This window comes from Enterobacter mori LMG 25706 (assembly GCF_000211415.1).
Lineage (GTDB): Bacteria > Pseudomonadota > Gammaproteobacteria > Enterobacterales > Enterobacteriaceae > Enterobacter > Enterobacter mori.
On record NZ_GL890778.1, the window covers coordinates 138,384 to 156,081 of the forward strand.

Genomic DNA, 17,698 nt, shown 5'->3' on the forward strand with positions numbered 1-17,698 from the left:
ATTTTTAACGTACTACCGCTTGTCCGACAGTTTCATCTGCCTTCCACACGCGATACTTCACTTCCACGTTTTCAGGCGTATAGACCACGATCGGCAACTTGCTGTTATAGCGCAGCAGGCTGTTATCACCCAGATACGCGGCGACAAATTTCTTCTCTTTTTTGCCGTCCGGGCACGCCATCATGGTGGAAACCGGCGACGTCACTTTGTCGAAGACATAGTAGTCGTAACCCCAGCCTTCCAGGGTTTTGCTTTCCAGCTGACCGCCCAGACGGTGCTGGTTGCAGTCCACTTCCAGCGTCTTGCCAATTAACAGCTCGACTTTAAAGTTCGCTTCTTCCTGCTGCGCCGGTAACTGAATTACCTGACGTTTCATCCCTTTTTCCGCTTGCGGATACGGTGCGATTTTTTCAAGCGGCTGTTCACTTTGCGTGTTACTGGCGAAAGCCCCGGTGCTGACACAGGCGGCGATAAGAGCGATAGCAAATTTAGGTGCGTTTTTCACAGTCATTCCTTTCAGTCAAAACGATCCTGCCGAGATTAACATAACCACCATGAATGATTGGAGTGATTTACTTATATTTTCATTGAGTGCAGTGTAATAAACTGCATTTTTGCATTAAAAATGGTTTTTAATGCTGGTATGGAGTCGGTGGGGAGATCGTGTTATTTTAAGCCTCAGATAATGTTATTCATCTGTAAAGGGAAGAGAGATGGTTCGCGCAAAACTGAAAACACCTGAAGGCCGTAAATTCCTGCTGGCGTTGCTGGTTGTGTTTATGATTGCTGCTGCATGCGTTGGACGGGCAACCATTGTTGGCGTCATTGAACAGTACAACATTCCCCTCTCTGCATGGACGACCAGCATGTACGTTCTGCAATCGGCGATGATCTTTGTTTACAGCCTGGTGTTCACCGTTCTGCTTGCCATTCCGCTGGGCATTTTCTTCCTGGGCGGACGTGATAAGCACTGATCGTTTATCGGCGAGAATCAAGCCAGCCTCCCGGGCTGGCTTTTTTTATGTCTGATGATATTTATTCGCATTTCCAGGATATTCTGTGTCGAACGAGATTGTTCTACAGAAAGCAGGAGATGCTCAATGTTATCCCGGTTTGCAACGCTCAGCCGGATCCCGAAAGGAGTCTGGGTTGTAGGTGGAGTTAGCATGTTGATGGATATCTCCTCGGAGATCATTCACAGCCTGCTGCCGTTGTTTATGGTCACAACGCTCGGTGCCAGCGTGATTTTCATCGGTCTTATTGAAGGTTTGGCAGAAGCCACGGCGCTGTTTATTAAAGTCTTTTCCGGTGCAATCAGCGACTACCTCGGCAAGCGAAAAGGGCTGGCGGTGTTGGGCTACGGGCTGGGCGCGCTGAGCAAACCGCTGTTCGCCATCGCCTCGTCGTCCGGCATGATTCTGGGGGCACGACTCATCGACCGGGTGGGGAAGGGCATCCGCGGCGCACCGCGGGACGCGCTGGTCGCTGACGTGACGCCGCCCGAACTGCGCGGTGCGGCGTTCGGTCTGCGCCAGTCTATGGATACCATCGGTGCATTCCTTGGCCCCTTGCTGGCCGTCGGGTTAATGCTGCTGTGGAACGACGATTTTCGCACCATATTCTGGATCGCTGTGATCCCCGGCGTGCTCGCCGTAGCGTTACTTTTCTTCGGACTTCGTGAACCGAAAACCCCTGTCGAACATAAGCGAACCAATCCGATTAAAAAAGAGAACCTGAAGCGGCTGGGCAAAGGCTGCTGGTGGGTCATTGGACTGGGGGCCGTCTTCACTCTGGCTCGCTTTAGTGAAGCGTTTCTGGTGCTTCGCGCGCAGCAGTCGGGCGTCCCGCTGGCGTTGATCCCACTGGTGATGGTGGCTATGAACCTGCTCTATTTCCTTTCAGCCTATCCTTTTGGCAAGCTCTCAGACTCAATGAGCCACACCCGGCTGCTGCAGTGGGGGTTGGTGGTATTGATAGGTGCCGACGTTGTGCTGGCGCTGAGTTCCCACTGGGGCGGGATTCTTTTAGGCGTCGCGCTGTGGGGCTTGCACATGGGGATGACGCAGGGACTGTTGGCGGCAATGATTGCGAAAACTGCACCAGCGGATTTACGCGGCACCGCCTACGGCATTTTCAGCATGGTCAGTGGCGTTGGCTTGCTTATTGCCAGCGTGGGGGCAGGAGTGATCTGGGAAGCGGCAGGCGCAGAATATACGTTTTATGCCGGGGCGGTGATTTGCCTGGCTACGCTGGTTTACTTGCGTAAAACGCCGGACGCGCTGCAATAAAAAAACCAGCCGTAAAAGGCTGGTTTTAAAAGTTTTGGTCGGCACGAGAGGATTTGAACCTCCGACCCCCGACACCCCATGACGGTGCGCTACCAGGCTGCGCTACGTGCCGACGCATGAAAAGAATACTACTCGATTCCTTTTTGAATGCAAGGGGAAGAACGCGCTAACTGGTTTATTATTAATCAGTTAGCGATAAACCGTTTCTCGTCCGTCAGGACCTGCAACAGCAGGCTGAGCTGTGGTTTTTGGTCCTTCAGCTTCTCGCCCTTAAGGTTATAGGTCTGATAACTCCCGTTACTGTTCAGTACCAGCGTCAGCTCTGGCGTCGTGACCGCCAGCGTATTGCCACCTGCGGCAGTCACCCAGTTGTGACGACGAGTGGCGCTAAAGAGATCTTGCCCCTGAGAGTACTCGTTAGCCGGCGTGCTGACGTGCAACAAGCGCTGCATCAATGTGGTCATCACATCTTTATGATCGGTAAGCATATTGATGCGCTGCGCAGGGGTACCCGGCCAGTGAACGATCAGTGGCACATGCAGGTTCGGACGTGACCAGGCCATGCTCTCCATATCGTCGCCCAGTGGCACGCCATGGCCCGCAGTGATAATCACTACCGTATTGTCCAGCTTGCCCGAGTCGTTCAGGGCGGTCAGCACGCGCGCAATTTGTGCATCAACATCACCTGCCGCACGAGTGTAACGACGGGTGAAGCCTTTCTGGTTGCTGTCATCCGTAGTGCCGTTAAACGCAACCCAGGAGAACCAGCGGTTATCTTCCTGAGCGTAGCGCTGCAGCCAGTTAATCCACTGGTTTGCCGTCTGGGTGTCAGACTGGCTCTGCGCGGCAGGCAGAGAGAAATCAGAGAGCAGAGCCTGACGGTACAGCGAACTGTTGAAGCCATCGGACGCGAACAGCCCCAGCTGATAACCTTGCTGGTTAAGCCCGGTGATCAATGCTGCTGGCGTGCGTGAAGACAGTACACCATCCATGTAGCTCGGCGATATCCCATAGAACAGGCCGAAAATACCCGCGTCGGTTGAGTTGCCCGAGCTCATATGCTGCGTAAAGGTGATGTTCTTATCCGCGAACGCCGCCAGTGCGGGCATCTGCTTCTCGTAGCGCGAATAGTTCAGACCATCAACGGTGATCAGCAGAACGTTTTGCCCGCGGCCCATGTCGCGATAGCGCAAATCGCTCAGCGGATACTGCACGCTGACCGCTTCCGGATTACCTTGCTCGACCAGGCGGCGCTGATACTCCTGCGCATCCAGCAGACCGTGTTTCTCAAGGAAACGACGTGCCGTCATCGGATACGAGAGCGGCAGGTTGGCGCGCTGCATGGTGATAGGACGATAGAAGTTCGCATCCGCCCAGATATACATGAGGTGCGAACTGATGAATGAGATGAAAAAGAGCGCGGCAACGGGCTTCGCGTAATGGCGCCGCCGGGTGAGGCTTCGCAGCTTCTGCCAGCTCCAGGTGGCGAACAGCATCTCAATCAGAAGAATAATGGGCACGCTGATAAACATCAGCTGCCAGTCACGTGCGGTCTCGTTCTGATCGGGGTTAATGACCAGCTCCCAGACAATAGGGTTGAGATGCAGGTGGAAACGGGTAAAGACTTCGCTGTCGATCAGCAAAAGCGTCATGCCCGCGGTCGCAAGGATGGCGGACAAGAACCGCATCAGACGCTGCGACATGACGATAAACGTCAGAGGGAACAGGATGAGCAGATAGGTGGCGAAGACCAGAAAGCTAAAGTGACCGACCAGGCTTATCCAGGAGTAAACACGTCCGATAAGCGTGGTGGGCCAGTCCGCCACAAACAGATAACGGCAGCCGAGAACCATCGCCAACAGAATGTTGAACAGGGCAAACCAGTGCCCCCAGCTGACCATCTGGGAGACTTTTTCACGGTAGCGCTGACGATTCGTCACCATAAACTGTTGTTCGTTTCCCTTAGTGTGCCTGGTCGTCGCTAACCGAGGACTGCAGTGCCTGGGCGAAAGATTTGGCGATCGCCTGACGTTGAGCCGGAGCAACGCTGGTGTTGATAAGGTTGGTAACCATATTTCCCAAAACCATCAGGGAGAGATCGGTTGGCGTTTTATGTTTTTCCAGTACGTTGACCAGCTCACTGAGCAGTTGTTCAACGTGTTCGTCACTGTAGCGGGAATGTTGTGGCATAAATCAAAATCAGTTTGTTGAGAGAAGGGCGACATATTACCGTAGCAACAGCTTTTTTTCCCCTTTTTTATCTTCTGTTGCACACATGCGCTGGTGGTGGTTGAATACCGCCCGGTCTAAAAGGAGAGTTTATCATGAGTCTGGAAATCAACCAGATTGCCTTGCACCAGCTTATCAAGCGTGATGAGCAAACCCTTGAAGTGGTGCTGCGCGATTCGTTACTTGAACCCACGGCGACCGTTGTGGAAATGATGGCAGAGTTGCACCGCGTCTACAGTGCTAAAAATAAAGCCTATGGTTTGTTCAGCGAAGAGAGCGAACTGGCGGATAGCCTGCGTCTTCAGCGTCAGGGCGAAGAAGATTTCCTGGCATTCAGCCGTGCCGCAACCGGGCGTCTGCGTGACGAGCTGGCAAAATATCCGTTCGCCGATGGCGGTATCGTCCTGTTCTGCCATTACCGTTACCTGGCGGTGGAATACCTGCTGGTGACCGTGCCGAACAACTTAAGCACCATGCGCGTGAATGAGCAGCTGGACATCAGCTCGACGCACTATCTGGATATCAACCATGCGGATATCGTGGCGCGTATTGATTTGACCGAGTGGGAAACCAATCCGGAATCGACCCGCTATCTGACTTTCCTGAAAGGGCGCGTGGGGCGCAAAGTCGCTGATTTCTTTATGGACTTCCTCGGTGCCAGCGAAGGTCTGAATGCCAAAGCGCAGAACAAAGGTCTGCTGCAGGCGGTTGATGATTTTACGGCGGAAGCGCAGCTCGATAAATCCGAGCGTCAGACCGTGCGTCAGCAGGTTTACAGCTACTGCAACGAGCAGCTGCAGGCAGGCGAAGAGATTGAGCTGGAATCACTGTCAAAAGAGCTGGCAGGTGTGAGTGAAGTCAGCTTCCAGGAATTTACGGCTGAAAAAGGCTATGAACTGGAAGAGAGCTTCCCGGCGGACCGCAGTACGCTGCGTCAGCTCACCAAATTTGCCGGTAGCGGCGGTGGATTAACCATCAACTTTGACGCCATGCTGTTGGGGGAACGCATCTTCTGGGATCCGGCCACCGACACGCTGACCATCAAAGGCACGCCGCCGAACCTGCGCGATCAGCTGCAGCGCCGCACCTCTGGCGGTAAATAGCAGCCATAAAAAAACCCCGCAGAAGCGGGGTTTTTATTCGACGAGTTTGCGATTACGCGCGAACGAAGTCGATGTGAGACAGTTTTGGCTTGAACGGGTGACGCTGTACAGCCTGAACTTTCACTTTTTCTTCTTTACCGCCAACAACGATGGTCAGAACTTCGCTGTAGAATTCAGCTTTGGTCTGCAGGTTCCATACTTTGTCGTGGTCCAGTTCGATTGCAACTGGAGCAGCTTCGCCACCGTAAACGATAGCTGGGAACTTGTTGGCGTTACGCAGGCGGCGGCTCGCACCCTTACCCTGCACGTTACGTACTTCTGCTTCGATAGTGAACATTGATTTCTCTCTGTATTTAAAACCCTACTACAGGCGACCCAGCAGCAGGTGAGTGTTCTGCCTCACGGATGTGAAGCGGGCGGCATTTTATACTCAAATGCCCCTCACATCAACGAAAAGTCCCGTTAACCGCGCAATTCATTTGCCCGGCGGAAGCGTCCTTCGTAGTCGAAGACCTTCTCACGCACCTGCCAGAACTGGCCTTTTCGGCGGGCGACAACAAAATCCGGGTGGCGCAGCAGCGCCTGCTGATGAACGATATCGGCAACGGTTATCCAGCGTAACGGCACCCCCGGCGTACGGGTGTGGGGGCGGATAAAGAGCTGCTCAAAAGCCGTTCGCTGCGCCGGTGTGTGCACCCGAAAACGCTCGCTGACGTCTGCGCCATCCTCATCGTAGTAGGTGATTTTCAGCCATTCGCCTTTTTCATCCGCACCAGGCTGCAGCGCCATGCCGGAACAACGCAGCACCAGGGCATCTTTCAGCTTCAGCGCAGCCTTAAGCATGTCATCAGGGTCGACCAGGATCGTGTCACACTCCCGGCAGCGACGGGCGGCAATATCGTTTTCGGCATTGCACTGCGGACAGTTTTTAAAGCGGAAACGAAAATCGCACTGCTCGCGATGGCCTTCATCGTCTTCAAACCAGCCCTGACAGCGGCGGCCAAAGTGTTCGATCAGCGTACCGTCAGCGGTCGTTTTCCCCCAAAAGGTATTGGCAAACCCGCAGGCGGGACAAAACACCTGGACCGGCACGTTGTCACTTTTGCCTTTCGGTGTGCCGACCTCCGGGGAGTACAGATCGTGCGGATTCCCGGCGTAATCCAGAATCAGGCAGTCGGTTTTGCCCGGCGAGAGGCGCAGGCCGCGGCCCACAATCTGCTGATACAGACTCACCGATTCGGTCGGGCGTAAAATAGCAATCAGGTCAACGTGCGGCGCATCAAACCCGGTGGTTAACACCGACACGTTGACCAGATAGCGAAACCGCTGCGCTTTGAAGGCCTCGATCAGGCTGTCGCGCTCCGGACCGGGCGTTTCGCCAGTGATCAACGCCGCGTCGTCAGCGGGCAGCAACCCGGTAATTTCTCGGGCATGCTCAACGGTGGCCGCAAAGATCATCACCCCTTTGCGCGTCTGCGCAAACTCTTCAATCTGGCTGATGATGTGCGGGGTAATGCGCTTTTGTTTTTTCAGCTCCTGATTAAGATCGGCCTCGCTGAATAACCCGTTGCTTTGCGCCTGCAGGCGGCTGAAGTCGTACTGCACCACTGGCATATCCAGCCGCTCCGGCGGCGTCAGATAGCCATGTTTAATCATGTAGCGCAGCGGAAGCTCATAAATGCAGTCGCTGAACAGGGCTTTTGCATCCCCGCGCACCATGCCGTGATAATGGAAGTGATAAATCCAGCCTTTCCCCAGACGAAACGGCGTGGCCGTCAGGCCGAGAAGGCGAATGTGAGGGTTCACTTCCTTCAGATGCGTCAGGATTTGCTGATACTGGCTGTCGTCGTCATCGCTGATGCGGTGGCACTCGTCGATAATCAACAGTGAAAACTCGCTGCGAAACAGGTCCAGGTTACGGGCGACTGACTGCACGCTGCCAAACACCACTTTGCCGTGACTCTCTTTGCGCTTCAGCCCGGCGGCGAAAATATCGGCCTCAAGTCCAAGCGCACAATATTTGGCATGGTTTTGCGCTACCAGCTCTTTAACGTGCGCCAGCACCAGCACGCGCCCGCGTGCCAGACGCGCCAGCTCGGCGATGACAAGGCTTTTGCCTGCACCTGTCGGGAGCACGATGGCTGCCGGTTCCCGATGTTTACGGAACCAGGCGAGGGTGGCGTCGACGGCTTCTTGCTGATAGGGGCGAAGTGTAAAAGTCATGGTGTCTCAGTTTCGTTATTCCGCACATAGTATGCCACGAAACTTTTTCCCTTGAGTGGCGCAGCCAGACCATTATACTGAACCGTTCTTGACTGCTTCTTTTTCGGGCGCGTTGTCCGACTTCCAGCACCATTAAGGCTAAAAAGATTTCATGCGACTTGATAAGTTTATCGCTCAGCAACTCGGCGTAAGCCGCGCTATTGCCGGGCGCGAGATTCGCGCCAGCCGCGTTACCGTGGATGGCGATATTGTGAAAGACACCGCTTTCAAACTCCAGCCTGAACATCAGGTGGAGTATGACGGCAATCCGCTGACCCAGCAGCACGGTCCGCGCTATTTCATGCTCAATAAACCGGAAGGCTACGTCTGTTCAACGGACGATCCGGATCACCCGACGGTGCTCTATTTCCTCGATGAGCCAGTGGCGCACAAGCTGCATGCCGCGGGTCGTCTGGATATCGATACTACCGGTCTGGTGCTGATGACCGATGACGGTCAGTGGTCTCACCGCATCACCTCTCCGCGCCATCACTGCGAGAAAACCTATCTGGTCACGCTGGAGTCGCCGGTAGCGGATGACACGGCAGAGCAATTCACCAAAGGCGTTCAGCTGCATAATGAAAAAGATCTGACCAAACCGGCGGTGCTTGAAGTTATCACCCCGACGGAAGTGCGTCTGACCATCAGCGAAGGTCGCTATCACCAGGTGAAACGGATGTTCGCCGCAGTGGGCAACCACGTTGTGGGCCTGCATCGTGAACGTATTGGTGCGATTGAGCTTGACCCGGAACTCGAGCCGGGCGAATACCGCACGTTAACGGAAGAAGAGATCGCCAGCGTCGGTCTGCCTTCACGCTAAATTTCAGGAGAACTCTGTGACCACCAGGCCACACTCGTCTTTCAAAATCGTTTTCATCCTTGGCCTGCTGGCGATGCTGATGCCGCTCTCCATCGATATGTATCTGCCCGCGTTGCCGGTGATTTCCGCGCAGTTTGGCGTACCGGCGGGCAGCGCGCAGATGACGCTCAGTACCTATATTCTCGGTTTTGCTATCGGTCAGCTTCTGTATGGGCCGATGGCGGATAGCCTTGGGCGCAAGCCTGTTATCCTGGGCGGAACGCTGGTCTTTGCGGGCGCAGCCGTCGCCTGTGCGCTGGCGCAGAGTATCGATCAGCTGATTATCATGCGCTTTTTCCACGGTCTGGCCGCCGCCGCCGCGAGCGTGGTGATCAACGCCCTGATGCGCGATGTCTACCCGAAAGAAGAGTTCTCCCGCATGATGTCGTTCGTCATGCTGGTCACCACCATTGCGCCGCTGGTGGCCCCGATGGTCGGTGGTGCCGTGCTGGTATGGTTCAGCTGGCACGCCATTTTCTGGATCCTGGCGGTTGCCGCGCTGCTGGCCTCGGCGATGATTTTCTTCTTTATTGATGAAACGCTTCCCGTCGAGCGTCGGCAGAAGTTCCACATTCGTACCACAATGGGGAATTTTGCCTCGCTGTTTCGCCATAAGCGCGTGCTGAGCTACATGCTGGCGAGCGGATTCAGCTTCGCCGGGCTGTTCTCCTTCCTGAGCGCCGGGCCGTTTGTTTATATCGAACTGAACCACGTTTCGCCGCAACACTTTGGCTATTACTTTGCGCTGAACATCGTGTTCCTGTTTGTTATGACCATCATCAACAGCCGCTTTGTACGGCGGGTAGGGGCGATCAATATGTTCCGCGCCGGGCTGTGGATCCAGTTCGTAATGGCTATCTGGATGGTGGTGAGCGCGTTTCTGGGGATTGGCTTCTGGGCGCTGGTGGTGGGCGTGGCGGCGTTTGTCGGCTGCGTGTCGATGATCTCTTCCAACGCGATGGCGGTCATCCTTGACGAATTCCCGCATATGGCAGGCACGGCGTCGTCACTGGCGGGGACGTTCCGCTTTGGGATTGGCGCTGTCGTTGGGGCGCTGCTCTCGATGGCCACGTTTAACACTGCATGGCCGATGCTGTGGGCAATCGCTTTCTGCGCAACCAGCTCCATTCTCTTCTATCTTTATGCCAGTCGGCCGCGTAAAGCCGCTCGCTAAAGCACACTGAAGGCCCGATTCGGGCCTTTTTGTTGATGCATGTCAACCAAAGCGCTGTTCGTTTACCCTGTGTTTGTTTCTTTTATGTAAAATCTATTTATGTAAAAAGTCACATCATTGTATTTAAAAAGGTTGAGTTAGATCGCAGAAACGGGTACATATAGCGCCCACGCGAGCCTGCAATGCCTATAAAAACCGCTAAATAGTGCAGGTTTGCAATCATGTGATACTATAAATGTAAATAAATTGTGAAGTAATTTTTGCTTCCGGGGAACGAACGTGAATACATTACAACTCTCCATTGTCCATCGCTTGCCCCAGAGCTATCGCTGGTCGGCGGGTTTTGCAGGTTCGAAAGTTGAACCGATTCCGCAAAGCGGCGCAGGGTGCGAGAATTGTCTGGTTGCGCTCAAACTGCTGAGTCCGAGCGACGAAAATGCATGGCCGGTCATGGAGCGCCTCAGTCAGGCGCTGACGGATATCGAAGTGGATAGCTCCGTGCTGGAATGCGAAGGCGAGCCTTGCCTGTTTGTGAACAGCCAGGATGAATTCGCTGCCACCTGCCGTCTGAAAAACTTCGGCGTGGCGATTGCCGAGCCTTTCTCTGGTCAATATCCTTTCTGAGCGCTAGTCTGCTGACAGTAGCTGGCGCGTGTAGCTCTGCGTCGGCGCAGTGAATACGCGCTGGCACTCTCCCTGTTCGACGACTTCTCCCTGCCGCAACACAATCACCTGATGGCACAACGCCCGCACCACCTGTAAATCGTGGCTGATGAAGATATAGGCCAGCCGATGCTTCTCCTGTAACCCTTTTAACAGCGTCAGGATCTGCGCCTGTACGGTTCTGTCCAGTGAAGAGGTGGGTTCATCAAGAATGATCAACTCAGGTTTCAGGATCAGCGCGCGGGCAATCGCGATGCGCTGGCGCTGACCGCCAGAAAATTCCGCAGGATAGCGGTGGCGCGTGGCGGGATCTAATCCCACTTCAGCCATGACAAGCATCACCTCTTCTTCACGTTGCTGAGCGCTCAGCGTGGGGCGATGAACGCGTAAACCCTCTTCAACAATCTGCAAAATACTCAATCTTGGGTTAAGCGAGGAGTTGGGATCCTGAAAAACAACCTGCATGCGTGGACGCACGGGCAACATCTGGCGACGGTTCCGGGTGTGAAGCGGCATGCCGTCAAAGAGGATCTCACCCTGCGAGGCGATTAAGCGCAGCAGCGCCAGACCGGTGGTGCTCTTGCCAGAACCCGACTCACCAACCAGCCCCAGCGATTCACCGGGACGCAGAGAGAAGCGGATATCTTTCAGAACCGGGTTCCGATCGACAACGCGCCGTAAAATGCCTTTACGAACGGGAAATGAAACGCCCAGCCCCTCAACGCGCAGCAGCGGCTCGCTGTCGGCATCCAGGGGAACGGGATCGCCGGAGGGTTCGCTGTTGAGCAGGCGCTGCGTATAGGGGTGTTGAGGTGCCGTCAGCAGCGAGGCTGCCGTATTCTGCTCAACACATCGTCCGTTTTGCATCACCGCCACGCTGTCAGCCAGCTTTCTTACGATGCCCAGGTTGTGCGTAATAAACAGCAGACTCATGTTCAGCTCGTCACGCAGTTCCCGCAACAGCGTCAATATCTGCGCCTGAACCGTCACGTCCAGTGCCGTCGTCGGTTCATCGGCGATCAGCAGTTCAGGACGCGTCAGCAGCGCCATGGCGATCATCACGCGCTGACGTTCTCCGCCGGAGAGCTGGTGCGGAAAATCGGTCAGCCGTTTGGCGGCATTGCGAATGCCCGTGCGCTCAAGGCAATCGAGAATTTCACCCCGCGCCGCCTCTTTGCGCATGCCCCGGTGAAGTGACAGCACTTCGTAGAGCTGTTTTTCCAGCGTATGCAGCGGGTTGAGCGAGACCATCGGCTCCTGAAAAATCATGGCAATCTTATTGCCGCGGATCCCGCGCAGGGTTTGTTCATCCGCATGCAGCAGCGAACTGCCATGGAACAGAATGTCACCCTGCGGATAGCTGACCGGCGGGGAAGGGAGCAGACGCAGGATGGAGAGGGCCGAAACGCTCTTACCGGAACCCGATTCCCCCACCAGCGCCAGCGTTTCGCCGCGCTGGATCTGCAGTGACAGATCATTCACCACCGTGCGGGTCTCGCCCTGCTTCGAAAAGGCAATAGAGAGGTTTTCAATGCTCAGAAGAGGTTGCGTCATCTATACCGCCTTGTCGGGATCAAAGGCATCGCGCACGGCTTCGCCAATAAAGATCAGCAGCGAAAGCAGCACGGCCACTGAGAGAAACGCAGTGATGCCAAGCCACGGCGCCTGAAGATTGTTCTTGCCTTGCAGCAACAGTTCGCCGAGCGATGGCGAGCCGAGCGGCAGCCCAAAACCAAGGAAATCAAGCGAGGTGAGGGTGGTGATGGAACTGCACAAAATAAAGGGCAGAAAGGTCAGGGTTGCGACCACGGCGTTGGGGAGCATATGGCGGAAAATAATCGCCCGATCGCTGACCCCCAGCGCCTGTGCGGCGCGGATATAGTCAAAGTTACGCGTGCGCAGAAATTCCGCGCGCACTACGCCCACCAGTGCCATCCAGCCAAACAGGACGGTGATCCCCAGCAGCCACCAGAAGCCAGGCTGCACTACGCTGGACAGCAGGATGATCAGAAACAGCGTTGGCATTCCCGACCAGACTTCAATGATGCGTTGCCCCCAGAGATCGAGCTTTCCGCCGTAATAGCCCTGAACGGCACCCGCAACGACGCCCATGACGCTGGAAAAGAGCGTCAGCATCAGCCCGAAAAGCAGAGAAATCCGCGTGCCATAGAGAATGCGCGCCAGCACGTCACCGCCGTTCGCGTCGGTTCCCAGCCAGTTCTGCGCGGAGGGAGGCGAAGGGAAGGGGGTTGAGGTAGCAAAGTTTATGCTATTTGCGCCAAAGCGAATGGGGGCCCAGAGCGCCCAGCCGTGCCTGTCGATTTGATCGCGAAGCCACGGATCCTGATATTCAGCCGGGGTCGCAAACGGGCCACCAAAATCACTCTCGCTGTAGTTGTTCAACACAGGCACATACCAGCGGTCGTTAAAATGCACCAGCAGCGGCTTATCGTTCGCAATCAGCTCGGCGCACATGCTTAAGATAAACAGCACGGCGAAGATCCACAGCGACCAGTAGCCGCGGCGGTTGTGGCGAAAGCGTGCCCAGCGGGCCTGGTTGACGGGGCTTAAACGCGGCATCAGCGGCCCTCAAAATCGATTCGGGGATCGACCAGCGTATAGCTGATATCACTGATGATATTCAGCAGCAGGCCAATCAGGGTGAAAATATAGAGTGTGCCAAACATGACCGGGTAATCGCGCGAGACGGTGGCCTCATAGCCCAGCAGTCCCAGACCGTTCAGGGAGAACATCACCTCTATCAGCAGCGAGCCGGTAAAAAACATACTGATGAAGGTGGCCGGGAATCCGGCAATCACCAGCAGCATCGCGTTGCGGAAAACATGCTTCCACATGATCTGTTTTTCACCCACGCCCTTTGCGCGCGCGGTGACAACATACTGTTTACGGATTTCATCAAGGAAGGCGTTTTTGGTCAGCATCGTCAGCGCTGCAAAACCGCCAATGACCGTCGCGAGCACCGGCAGCGTGATGTGCCAGAAATAATCGGTGATTTTTTGATACCACGGCAGGGTGCTGAAATCAGCTGACACCAATCCCCGGAGCGGGAAAATATCGAAATAACTCCCCCCGGCGAAAAAGACGATAAGCAGAACCGCAAACAGAAACGCCGGAATCGCATAGCCGATGATGATGAAGGTGCTACTCCAGATATCAAAGCGGCTGCCATTGTAGACCGCTTTTCGAATGCCCAACGGAATGGAGACCAGATAGATAATCAACGTTCCCCACAGACCAAGGGTGACGGAAACCGGCAGGCTTTGCTTAATTAACGTCAGCACGGATGCGCTGCGAAACAGGCTATCGCCAAAATCAAAGCGGACGTAATCCCAGAGCATCTTGAAATAACGCTCATGCAGCGGTTTATCAAAGCCGTAGCGATGGGTGATCTCGGCGATCACCTCTGGATCCAACCCGCGCCCGCCGCGGTAGTGGCTTTCGCTGATATTACCCACGCCGGTCCTTGCGTGACTCGCGCCCATCCCTTCACCGCCGCCGCCGGGCATTCCCCCGCTGTGGCCAAATTCCACGGCGGCGATAGCCTGGTCCACCGGTCCGCCAGGGGCAATCTGGACGATGAAAAAGTTAATCGTGATGACGGCCCACAGCGTCGGGATAACCAGCAGCAAGCGGCGGATCAGATAAGCACCCATTGTTATTCCTTAACGCCGCTCTGCGGGCAGTTTGGCGGCTTTGTTCACGTCATACCACCAGGTATCGAAACCCAGCGTATAGACAGGGCGTACAGAGGGCAGCGAGAATTTGTCCCAACGGGCAAGGCGATCTTCGCCCATGTACCACATTGGCAGCATGTAGTAGTTCCAGGTTAACACCCTGTCAAGCGCGCGGCCAAGCGGAAGCAATTTTTCTTTATCGCCCTGCGCGGCCACGATTTTCTCAATCAGCGCGTCGATCGCCGGGCTCTTAACGCCGGGGGCATTGTAGGAGGAGTTTATATAGCTGGAGGCCCATGAAATTTGCAAATCGCCGCTGGGCCACGGCTGCGCGGCCCACAGGCTCTGCATCATATCGTAATCCCGGCTGCGCTTGCGGTTGGTGAGCTGAGCGATATCCACCTGGCGGATATTCAGAGTAATCCCCAGCCGGGCGAGATTCTGCTTAAACGGCAGTACCCACTGGTCATTTGCCCCTGAAGCGAGCAGGAGCTCGAAACTCAGCGGTTTGCCCGTTTGCACATTCACCCGTTTTTGATTTTTCAGGTGCCATCCCGCCTCATCCAGCAGCGCGCTGGCTTTCAGAAGGTTGTCACGGTCAAAACCCTTACCGTCGGATTTAGGCGGTTCAAACACGCTCGTAAACACTTTTGGCGGGAGTTCCGCCTTCAGCGGAGCCAGCAAGACCAGCTCATCGGCATCAGGATAGTCACGAGCGGCATATTCAGTGTTCTGGAAATAGCTGTTAGCGCGGCTGTAGGCGCCGTAAAACAGCGCCTTGTTCATCCACTCGAAATCGAACGCCAGGGTAATCGCCTCGCGCACCCGACGGTCGCTGAATACCGGGCGCTGGATGTTAAACGCCAGCCAGCGGGTATCCTGGGCCGATTCATTTTTATGCTCGTCTTTAACGATGTAACCGTTGGCAAAGTTTTTCCCGATATAGCGCGTAGCCCAGTTTTTGGCACTGCTCTCCACGCGCAAATCAAACGCACCCGCCTTGAACGCCTCAAACGCCACGTTATCGTCAAGGTAATAATCATAGCGAAGGGTGTCAAAGTTCCAGCGGCCACGGTTTACCGGAAGATTTGCAGCCCAGTAATCTTTGACCCGGGAATAGACCACATACTGCCCCATTCGCCAGTCGGTAATGCGATACGGACCACCCGCCAGCGGCGGTGTGGAGAGCGGGTCGCTCAGCTTGTGGTTTTTCCAGAAGGACTCAGGCATGACGGGCAAGGAGAACAGGCTCAGCATATTCTCTTTGTTTGGTTCGCTCAGTTCGATACGCACGGTCAGCGGGGCGATAGCTTTCACGGTGGTGCCTTTGTACACCAGACGGAACTGCGGGACCCCTTCTGTCATAAACTTGTGAAATGTGAAGGCCACGTCGCGGGCGCTAACCGGCGTGCCATCATGAAAACGCGCCTGCGGGTTGAGTGAAATTTCGGCCCATGCGAAGTTATCCGCGTACCGTACGTTTTCCGCCACCAGCGGGTAGTAGCTGCCCGGCTCATCGTCTGACGTCACAAACAGCGTGTCATAGAGGGACTCCGTACGCGCCGCCGCCACGCCGCGCAGGGCAAAGCGGTTGAAGTTATCGAAGGTGCCCGTGGCCGAGAGCGTCACGTTTCCGCCTTTAGGCGCGGCGGGGTTGACGTAATCGTAGTGGGTAAAATTAACCGCGCATTTAGGTTCGCCAATCACCGCGAATGCCGTGCTCTCTTTGATGGTCTGCGCCTGGCTGGACAGGCTCACCACTGCCATTAACATCACTACGACGCGCATAAACATCTCGTGGCGGATCCTTCGTTCACATTAAAACTGAATAATAAGTGACGTCGCCGCCATTGTGAAATTATTCACCGGACATCATATTGGGTTGCCATGTGCGAAACTGCGCCAGCGGCATAGGGCGGCTGATCCAGTATCCCTGCAGGAAGTTAACGCCATGCTCGCGCAGCCAGGCCGCCTGCTCGGGCGTTTCCACCCCTTCGGCGACGGTGGACATGTTCAGTCGCCTTGCGAGGGTCAATACGGCATCAAGTACGGGCGAAGTAACGGTTTCGGTTCCAATGGCATTGACAAAACCCCGGTCGATTTTGATGTAGTCCATTGTGAAATGCTCGAGATAAATCAGGGCACTGTGGCCGGTCCCGAAATCATCAATCGCGATTTCAAAGCCTTCATTGTGCAGCCATTCAAAAAGCTGGTTGGCCTCGCGCTGATTAATCATGTCGCGCTCGGTGATTTCCAGTACCGTCTGGAAATGATCGGGCGGCAGCGAGGCGTTGAAGCGTTGCATATCTTCTTTAAAACTCTCCGCATGCAAATGCCCTGGCGCAATGTTTATCCCCAGCTTGGCTCCCGCAGGCAATACGCTTTGTAATACCGGTGCGTCACGAATAATGAGATCAAAAAGATGCAGCGTCAGAGGAACAATCAGCTTTTGCGCTTCAGCAAAGTTAATAAACGCATCCGGTGGGATTTCGCCCATCGTCGGGTGCTTCCAGCGCATCAGGACTTCCACACCGCGCATTTTAAGCTCTTTAGCATCGACCACGGGCTGATACACCACATAGAACTGATTGTGCTTAATCGCGGTTAAAATTTCCTTACCCGGATTCAGACGTATGGTCAGGATATAAAAATTGAGCGTTCCGGCGGCTATGCCGCACACCAGCCCGAAGAAGAGGGCGAAGAGGATTTCATCGCTGGTCCAGGCTTCGGCATAAATCTTGATCGTCAGAGGAATGTCTTTCAGCGCGGCGGTGCGGGCGGCGTGTTCATGGAGATCTTCCGCCTTAACCAGCGTGCTGGACATTGTCGACAACGCGTTGTCGCCAATGATGATGGCAATACCCGCGAACTCGTCCTGACGCGCGGCATAGAGCAGGTACGGTGTCAGATTGAGATTCACCGAGGTAAAGACGCCGCCGTCCTTAACCAACGGATTACGGTACCAGATGGCAATGGCCGGTTTATTCGGCAGCATGGGCGTGCCGGACAGCAGGGCAATATCGATCGGTTTGTTGATGTGCAGCTCGGGTATAAGCGCTTCCATCGGGGAATTCATCGACCCTGTGGCGGAAGAGCAGAACGCTATTTTGTCTCTGACCAGCAGGAAGGCGCGCACATTAATACTGAAGGCAGCGCGTGAAGTCAGTTCAGCGTTAACCTCATGGCAATTGTTCAGCGTAAGCGGCTGGAGGAGATCGATAGACTCTTTTAGCTCTCCGAAGTAGCTCTCCATGTAGATGCTCACATCTTCAATCAGAGTATCGAATCTGACTTCCCGCTTGTGGTAACTCCAGAAAAACTGCAATGAGCCCAGGAGCAGGGCGACAAAGAGCCCTGTGACAATACTGAGAAACAGTATCTTGCGATGACTGGAAAAGTAGCGGGTGAACATAGAGATCGTGATT

The 17,698-nt window shown here is 55.0% G+C and carries 16 protein-coding genes and 1 tRNA gene; 6 read left to right on the top strand and 11 right to left on the bottom strand.

The window, feature by feature from the left end; translation table 11 throughout:
• Positions 1-4: 4 nt before the first annotated feature.
• The gene (eco, locus tag ENTMO_RS0116850; protein WP_041951435.1) at positions 5-511 is read right to left on the bottom strand and encodes a serine protease inhibitor ecotin; all 507 of its coding nucleotides are present in this window, start codon (positions 509-511) and stop codon (positions 5-7) included.
• A 202-nt stretch (positions 512-713) separates the two neighbouring features.
• Here eco and ENTMO_RS0116855 point away from each other — a divergent pair, with 202 nt between their 5' ends.
• Both ENTMO_RS0116855 and ENTMO_RS0116860 read left to right on the top strand, forming a co-directional pair.
• Entirely contained in the window at positions 714-974 is a 261-nt protein-coding gene (locus tag ENTMO_RS0116855) for a DUF2534 family protein (RefSeq protein ID WP_010433451.1), read from the top strand.
• 126 nt (positions 975-1,100) lie between these two features.
• Complete coding sequence (locus tag ENTMO_RS0116860) at positions 1,101-2,288, top strand: MFS transporter (RefSeq protein WP_029485149.1); 1,188 nt, start codon at positions 1,101-1,103, stop codon at positions 2,286-2,288.
• Between the two features lie 35 nt (positions 2,289-2,323).
• Here the strand turns inward: ENTMO_RS0116860 and ENTMO_RS0116865 are convergent.
• The 3 genes from ENTMO_RS0116865 to ENTMO_RS0116875 all read right to left on the bottom strand — a co-directional run bounded on the left by ENTMO_RS0116865 (position 2,324) and on the right by ENTMO_RS0116875 (position 4,478).
• A tRNA-Pro gene (locus ENTMO_RS0116865) sits at positions 2,324-2,400 on the bottom strand.
• 73 nt (positions 2,401-2,473) lie between these two features.
• Complete coding sequence (gene yejM, locus ENTMO_RS0116870) at positions 2,474-4,231, bottom strand: LPS biosynthesis-modulating metalloenzyme YejM (RefSeq protein ID WP_010433458.1); 1,758 nt, start codon at positions 4,229-4,231, stop codon at positions 2,474-2,476.
• 19 nt (positions 4,232-4,250) lie between these two features.
• Positions 4,251-4,478, bottom strand: coding sequence for a YejL family protein (locus tag ENTMO_RS0116875; RefSeq protein ID WP_001135586.1), 228 nt, complete (start codon positions 4,476-4,478; stop codon positions 4,251-4,253).
• Between the two features lie 134 nt (positions 4,479-4,612).
• Here ENTMO_RS0116875 and yejK point away from each other — a divergent pair, with 134 nt between their 5' ends.
• Positions 4,613-5,620 carry a nucleoid-associated protein YejK gene (yejK, locus tag ENTMO_RS0116880; protein WP_010433463.1) on the top strand — a complete coding sequence of 336 codons (1,008 nt, stop codon included), beginning with the start codon at positions 4,613-4,615 and terminating at the stop codon, positions 5,618-5,620.
• A 52-nt stretch (positions 5,621-5,672) separates the two neighbouring features.
• On the opposite strand, the gene rplY is transcribed toward yejK, so the two are convergent.
• On the bottom strand, positions 5,673-5,957 hold the full coding sequence (rplY, locus tag ENTMO_RS0116885; protein WP_010433464.1) for a 50S ribosomal protein L25: 285 nt from the start codon (positions 5,955-5,957) through the stop codon (positions 5,673-5,675).
• Between the two features lie 125 nt (positions 5,958-6,082).
• Positions 6,083-7,843 carry a DEAD/DEAH box helicase gene (locus tag ENTMO_RS0116890; RefSeq protein ID WP_010433465.1) on the bottom strand — a complete coding sequence of 587 codons (1,761 nt, stop codon included), beginning with the start codon at positions 7,841-7,843 and terminating at the stop codon, positions 6,083-6,085.
• A 151-nt stretch (positions 7,844-7,994) separates the two neighbouring features.
• Between ENTMO_RS0116890 and rsuA the strand changes: the two genes are divergently transcribed.
• The 3 genes from rsuA (at position 7,995) to ENTMO_RS0116905 (ending at position 10,539) form a co-directional block, all read left to right on the top strand.
• Positions 7,995-8,702, top strand: a complete 708-nt coding sequence (gene rsuA / locus ENTMO_RS0116895) for a 16S rRNA pseudouridine(516) synthase RsuA (protein ID WP_010433466.1) — start codon at positions 7,995-7,997, stop codon at positions 8,700-8,702.
• Between the two features lie 16 nt (positions 8,703-8,718).
• Complete coding sequence (locus ENTMO_RS0116900; protein WP_010433468.1) at positions 8,719-9,915, top strand: Bcr/CflA family multidrug efflux MFS transporter; 1,197 nt, start codon at positions 8,719-8,721, stop codon at positions 9,913-9,915.
• A gap of 279 nt (positions 9,916-10,194) precedes the next feature.
• Complete coding sequence (locus tag ENTMO_RS0116905; protein ID WP_010433471.1) at positions 10,195-10,539, top strand: YejG family protein; 345 nt, start codon at positions 10,195-10,197, stop codon at positions 10,537-10,539.
• Positions 10,540-10,542: 3 nt separating this feature from the next.
• Here the strand turns inward: ENTMO_RS0116905 and yejF are convergent, their stop codons facing one another.
• From yejF to ENTMO_RS0116930, 5 genes are all read right to left on the bottom strand, one after another.
• Positions 10,543-12,132: a microcin C ABC transporter ATP-binding protein YejF gene (yejF, locus tag ENTMO_RS0116910; protein ID WP_010433474.1), complete on the bottom strand. Its 1,590-nt coding sequence runs from the start codon at positions 12,130-12,132 to the stop codon at positions 10,543-10,545.
• Entirely contained in the window at positions 12,133-13,158 is a 1,026-nt protein-coding gene (locus tag ENTMO_RS0116915) for an ABC transporter permease (RefSeq protein ID WP_010433477.1), read from the bottom strand.
• Positions 13,158-14,252, bottom strand: a complete 1,095-nt coding sequence (locus ENTMO_RS0116920) for a microcin C ABC transporter permease YejB (protein ID WP_010433480.1) — start codon at positions 14,250-14,252, stop codon at positions 13,158-13,160. The genes ENTMO_RS0116915 and ENTMO_RS0116920 overlap by 1 nt, the downstream gene beginning before the upstream one ends.
• A 9-nt stretch (positions 14,253-14,261) precedes the next feature.
• Complete coding sequence (locus ENTMO_RS0116925) at positions 14,262-16,067, bottom strand: extracellular solute-binding protein (protein WP_010433483.1); 1,806 nt, start codon at positions 16,065-16,067, stop codon at positions 14,262-14,264.
• A 64-nt stretch (positions 16,068-16,131) separates the two neighbouring features.
• On the bottom strand, positions 16,132-17,685 hold the full coding sequence (locus ENTMO_RS0116930; RefSeq protein WP_010433485.1) for a cyclic di-GMP phosphodiesterase: 1,554 nt from the start codon (positions 17,683-17,685) through the stop codon (positions 16,132-16,134).
• Positions 17,686-17,698 lie beyond the last annotated feature (13 nt).

Bases quoted from the DNA above. Each gene is read 5' to 3' on its own strand.
- rplY (WP_010433464.1), bottom strand. From the start codon at position 5,957: ATGTTCACTATCGAAGCAGAAGTACGTAACGTGCAGGGTAAGGGTGCG.
- rsuA (WP_010433466.1), top strand. From the start codon at position 7,995: ATGCGACTTGATAAGTTTATCGCTCAGCAACTCGGCGTAAGCCGCGCT.
- ENTMO_RS0116920 (WP_010433480.1), bottom strand. From the start codon at position 14,252: ATGGGTGCTTATCTGATCCGCCGCTTGCTGCTGGTTATCCCGACGCTG.
- ENTMO_RS0116855 (WP_010433451.1), top strand. From the start codon at position 714: ATGGTTCGCGCAAAACTGAAAACACCTGAAGGCCGTAAATTCCTGCTG.
- yejK (WP_010433463.1), top strand. From the start codon at position 4,613: ATGAGTCTGGAAATCAACCAGATTGCCTTGCACCAGCTTATCAAGCGT.
- ENTMO_RS0116930 (WP_010433485.1), bottom strand. From the start codon at position 17,685: ATGTTCACCCGCTACTTTTCCAGTCATCGCAAGATACTGTTTCTCAGT.
- ENTMO_RS0116860 (WP_029485149.1), top strand. From the start codon at position 1,101: ATGTTATCCCGGTTTGCAACGCTCAGCCGGATCCCGAAAGGAGTCTGG.
- yejM (WP_010433458.1), bottom strand. From the start codon at position 4,231: ATGGTGACGAATCGTCAGCGCTACCGTGAAAAAGTCTCCCAGATGGTC.
- ENTMO_RS0116875 (WP_001135586.1), bottom strand. From the start codon at position 4,478: ATGCCACAACATTCCCGCTACAGTGACGAACACGTTGAACAACTGCTC.
- yejF (WP_010433474.1), bottom strand. From the start codon at position 12,132: ATGACGCAACCTCTTCTGAGCATTGAAAACCTCTCTATTGCCTTTTCG.
- ENTMO_RS0116925 (WP_010433483.1), bottom strand. From the start codon at position 16,067: ATGTTTATGCGCGTCGTAGTGATGTTAATGGCAGTGGTGAGCCTGTCC.
- ENTMO_RS0116890 (WP_010433465.1), bottom strand. From the start codon at position 7,843: ATGACTTTTACACTTCGCCCCTATCAGCAAGAAGCCGTCGACGCCACC.
- ENTMO_RS0116915 (WP_010433477.1), bottom strand. From the start codon at position 13,158: ATGCCGCGTTTAAGCCCCGTCAACCAGGCCCGCTGGGCACGCTTTCGC.
- eco (WP_041951435.1), bottom strand. From the start codon at position 511: ATGACTGTGAAAAACGCACCTAAATTTGCTATCGCTCTTATCGCCGCC.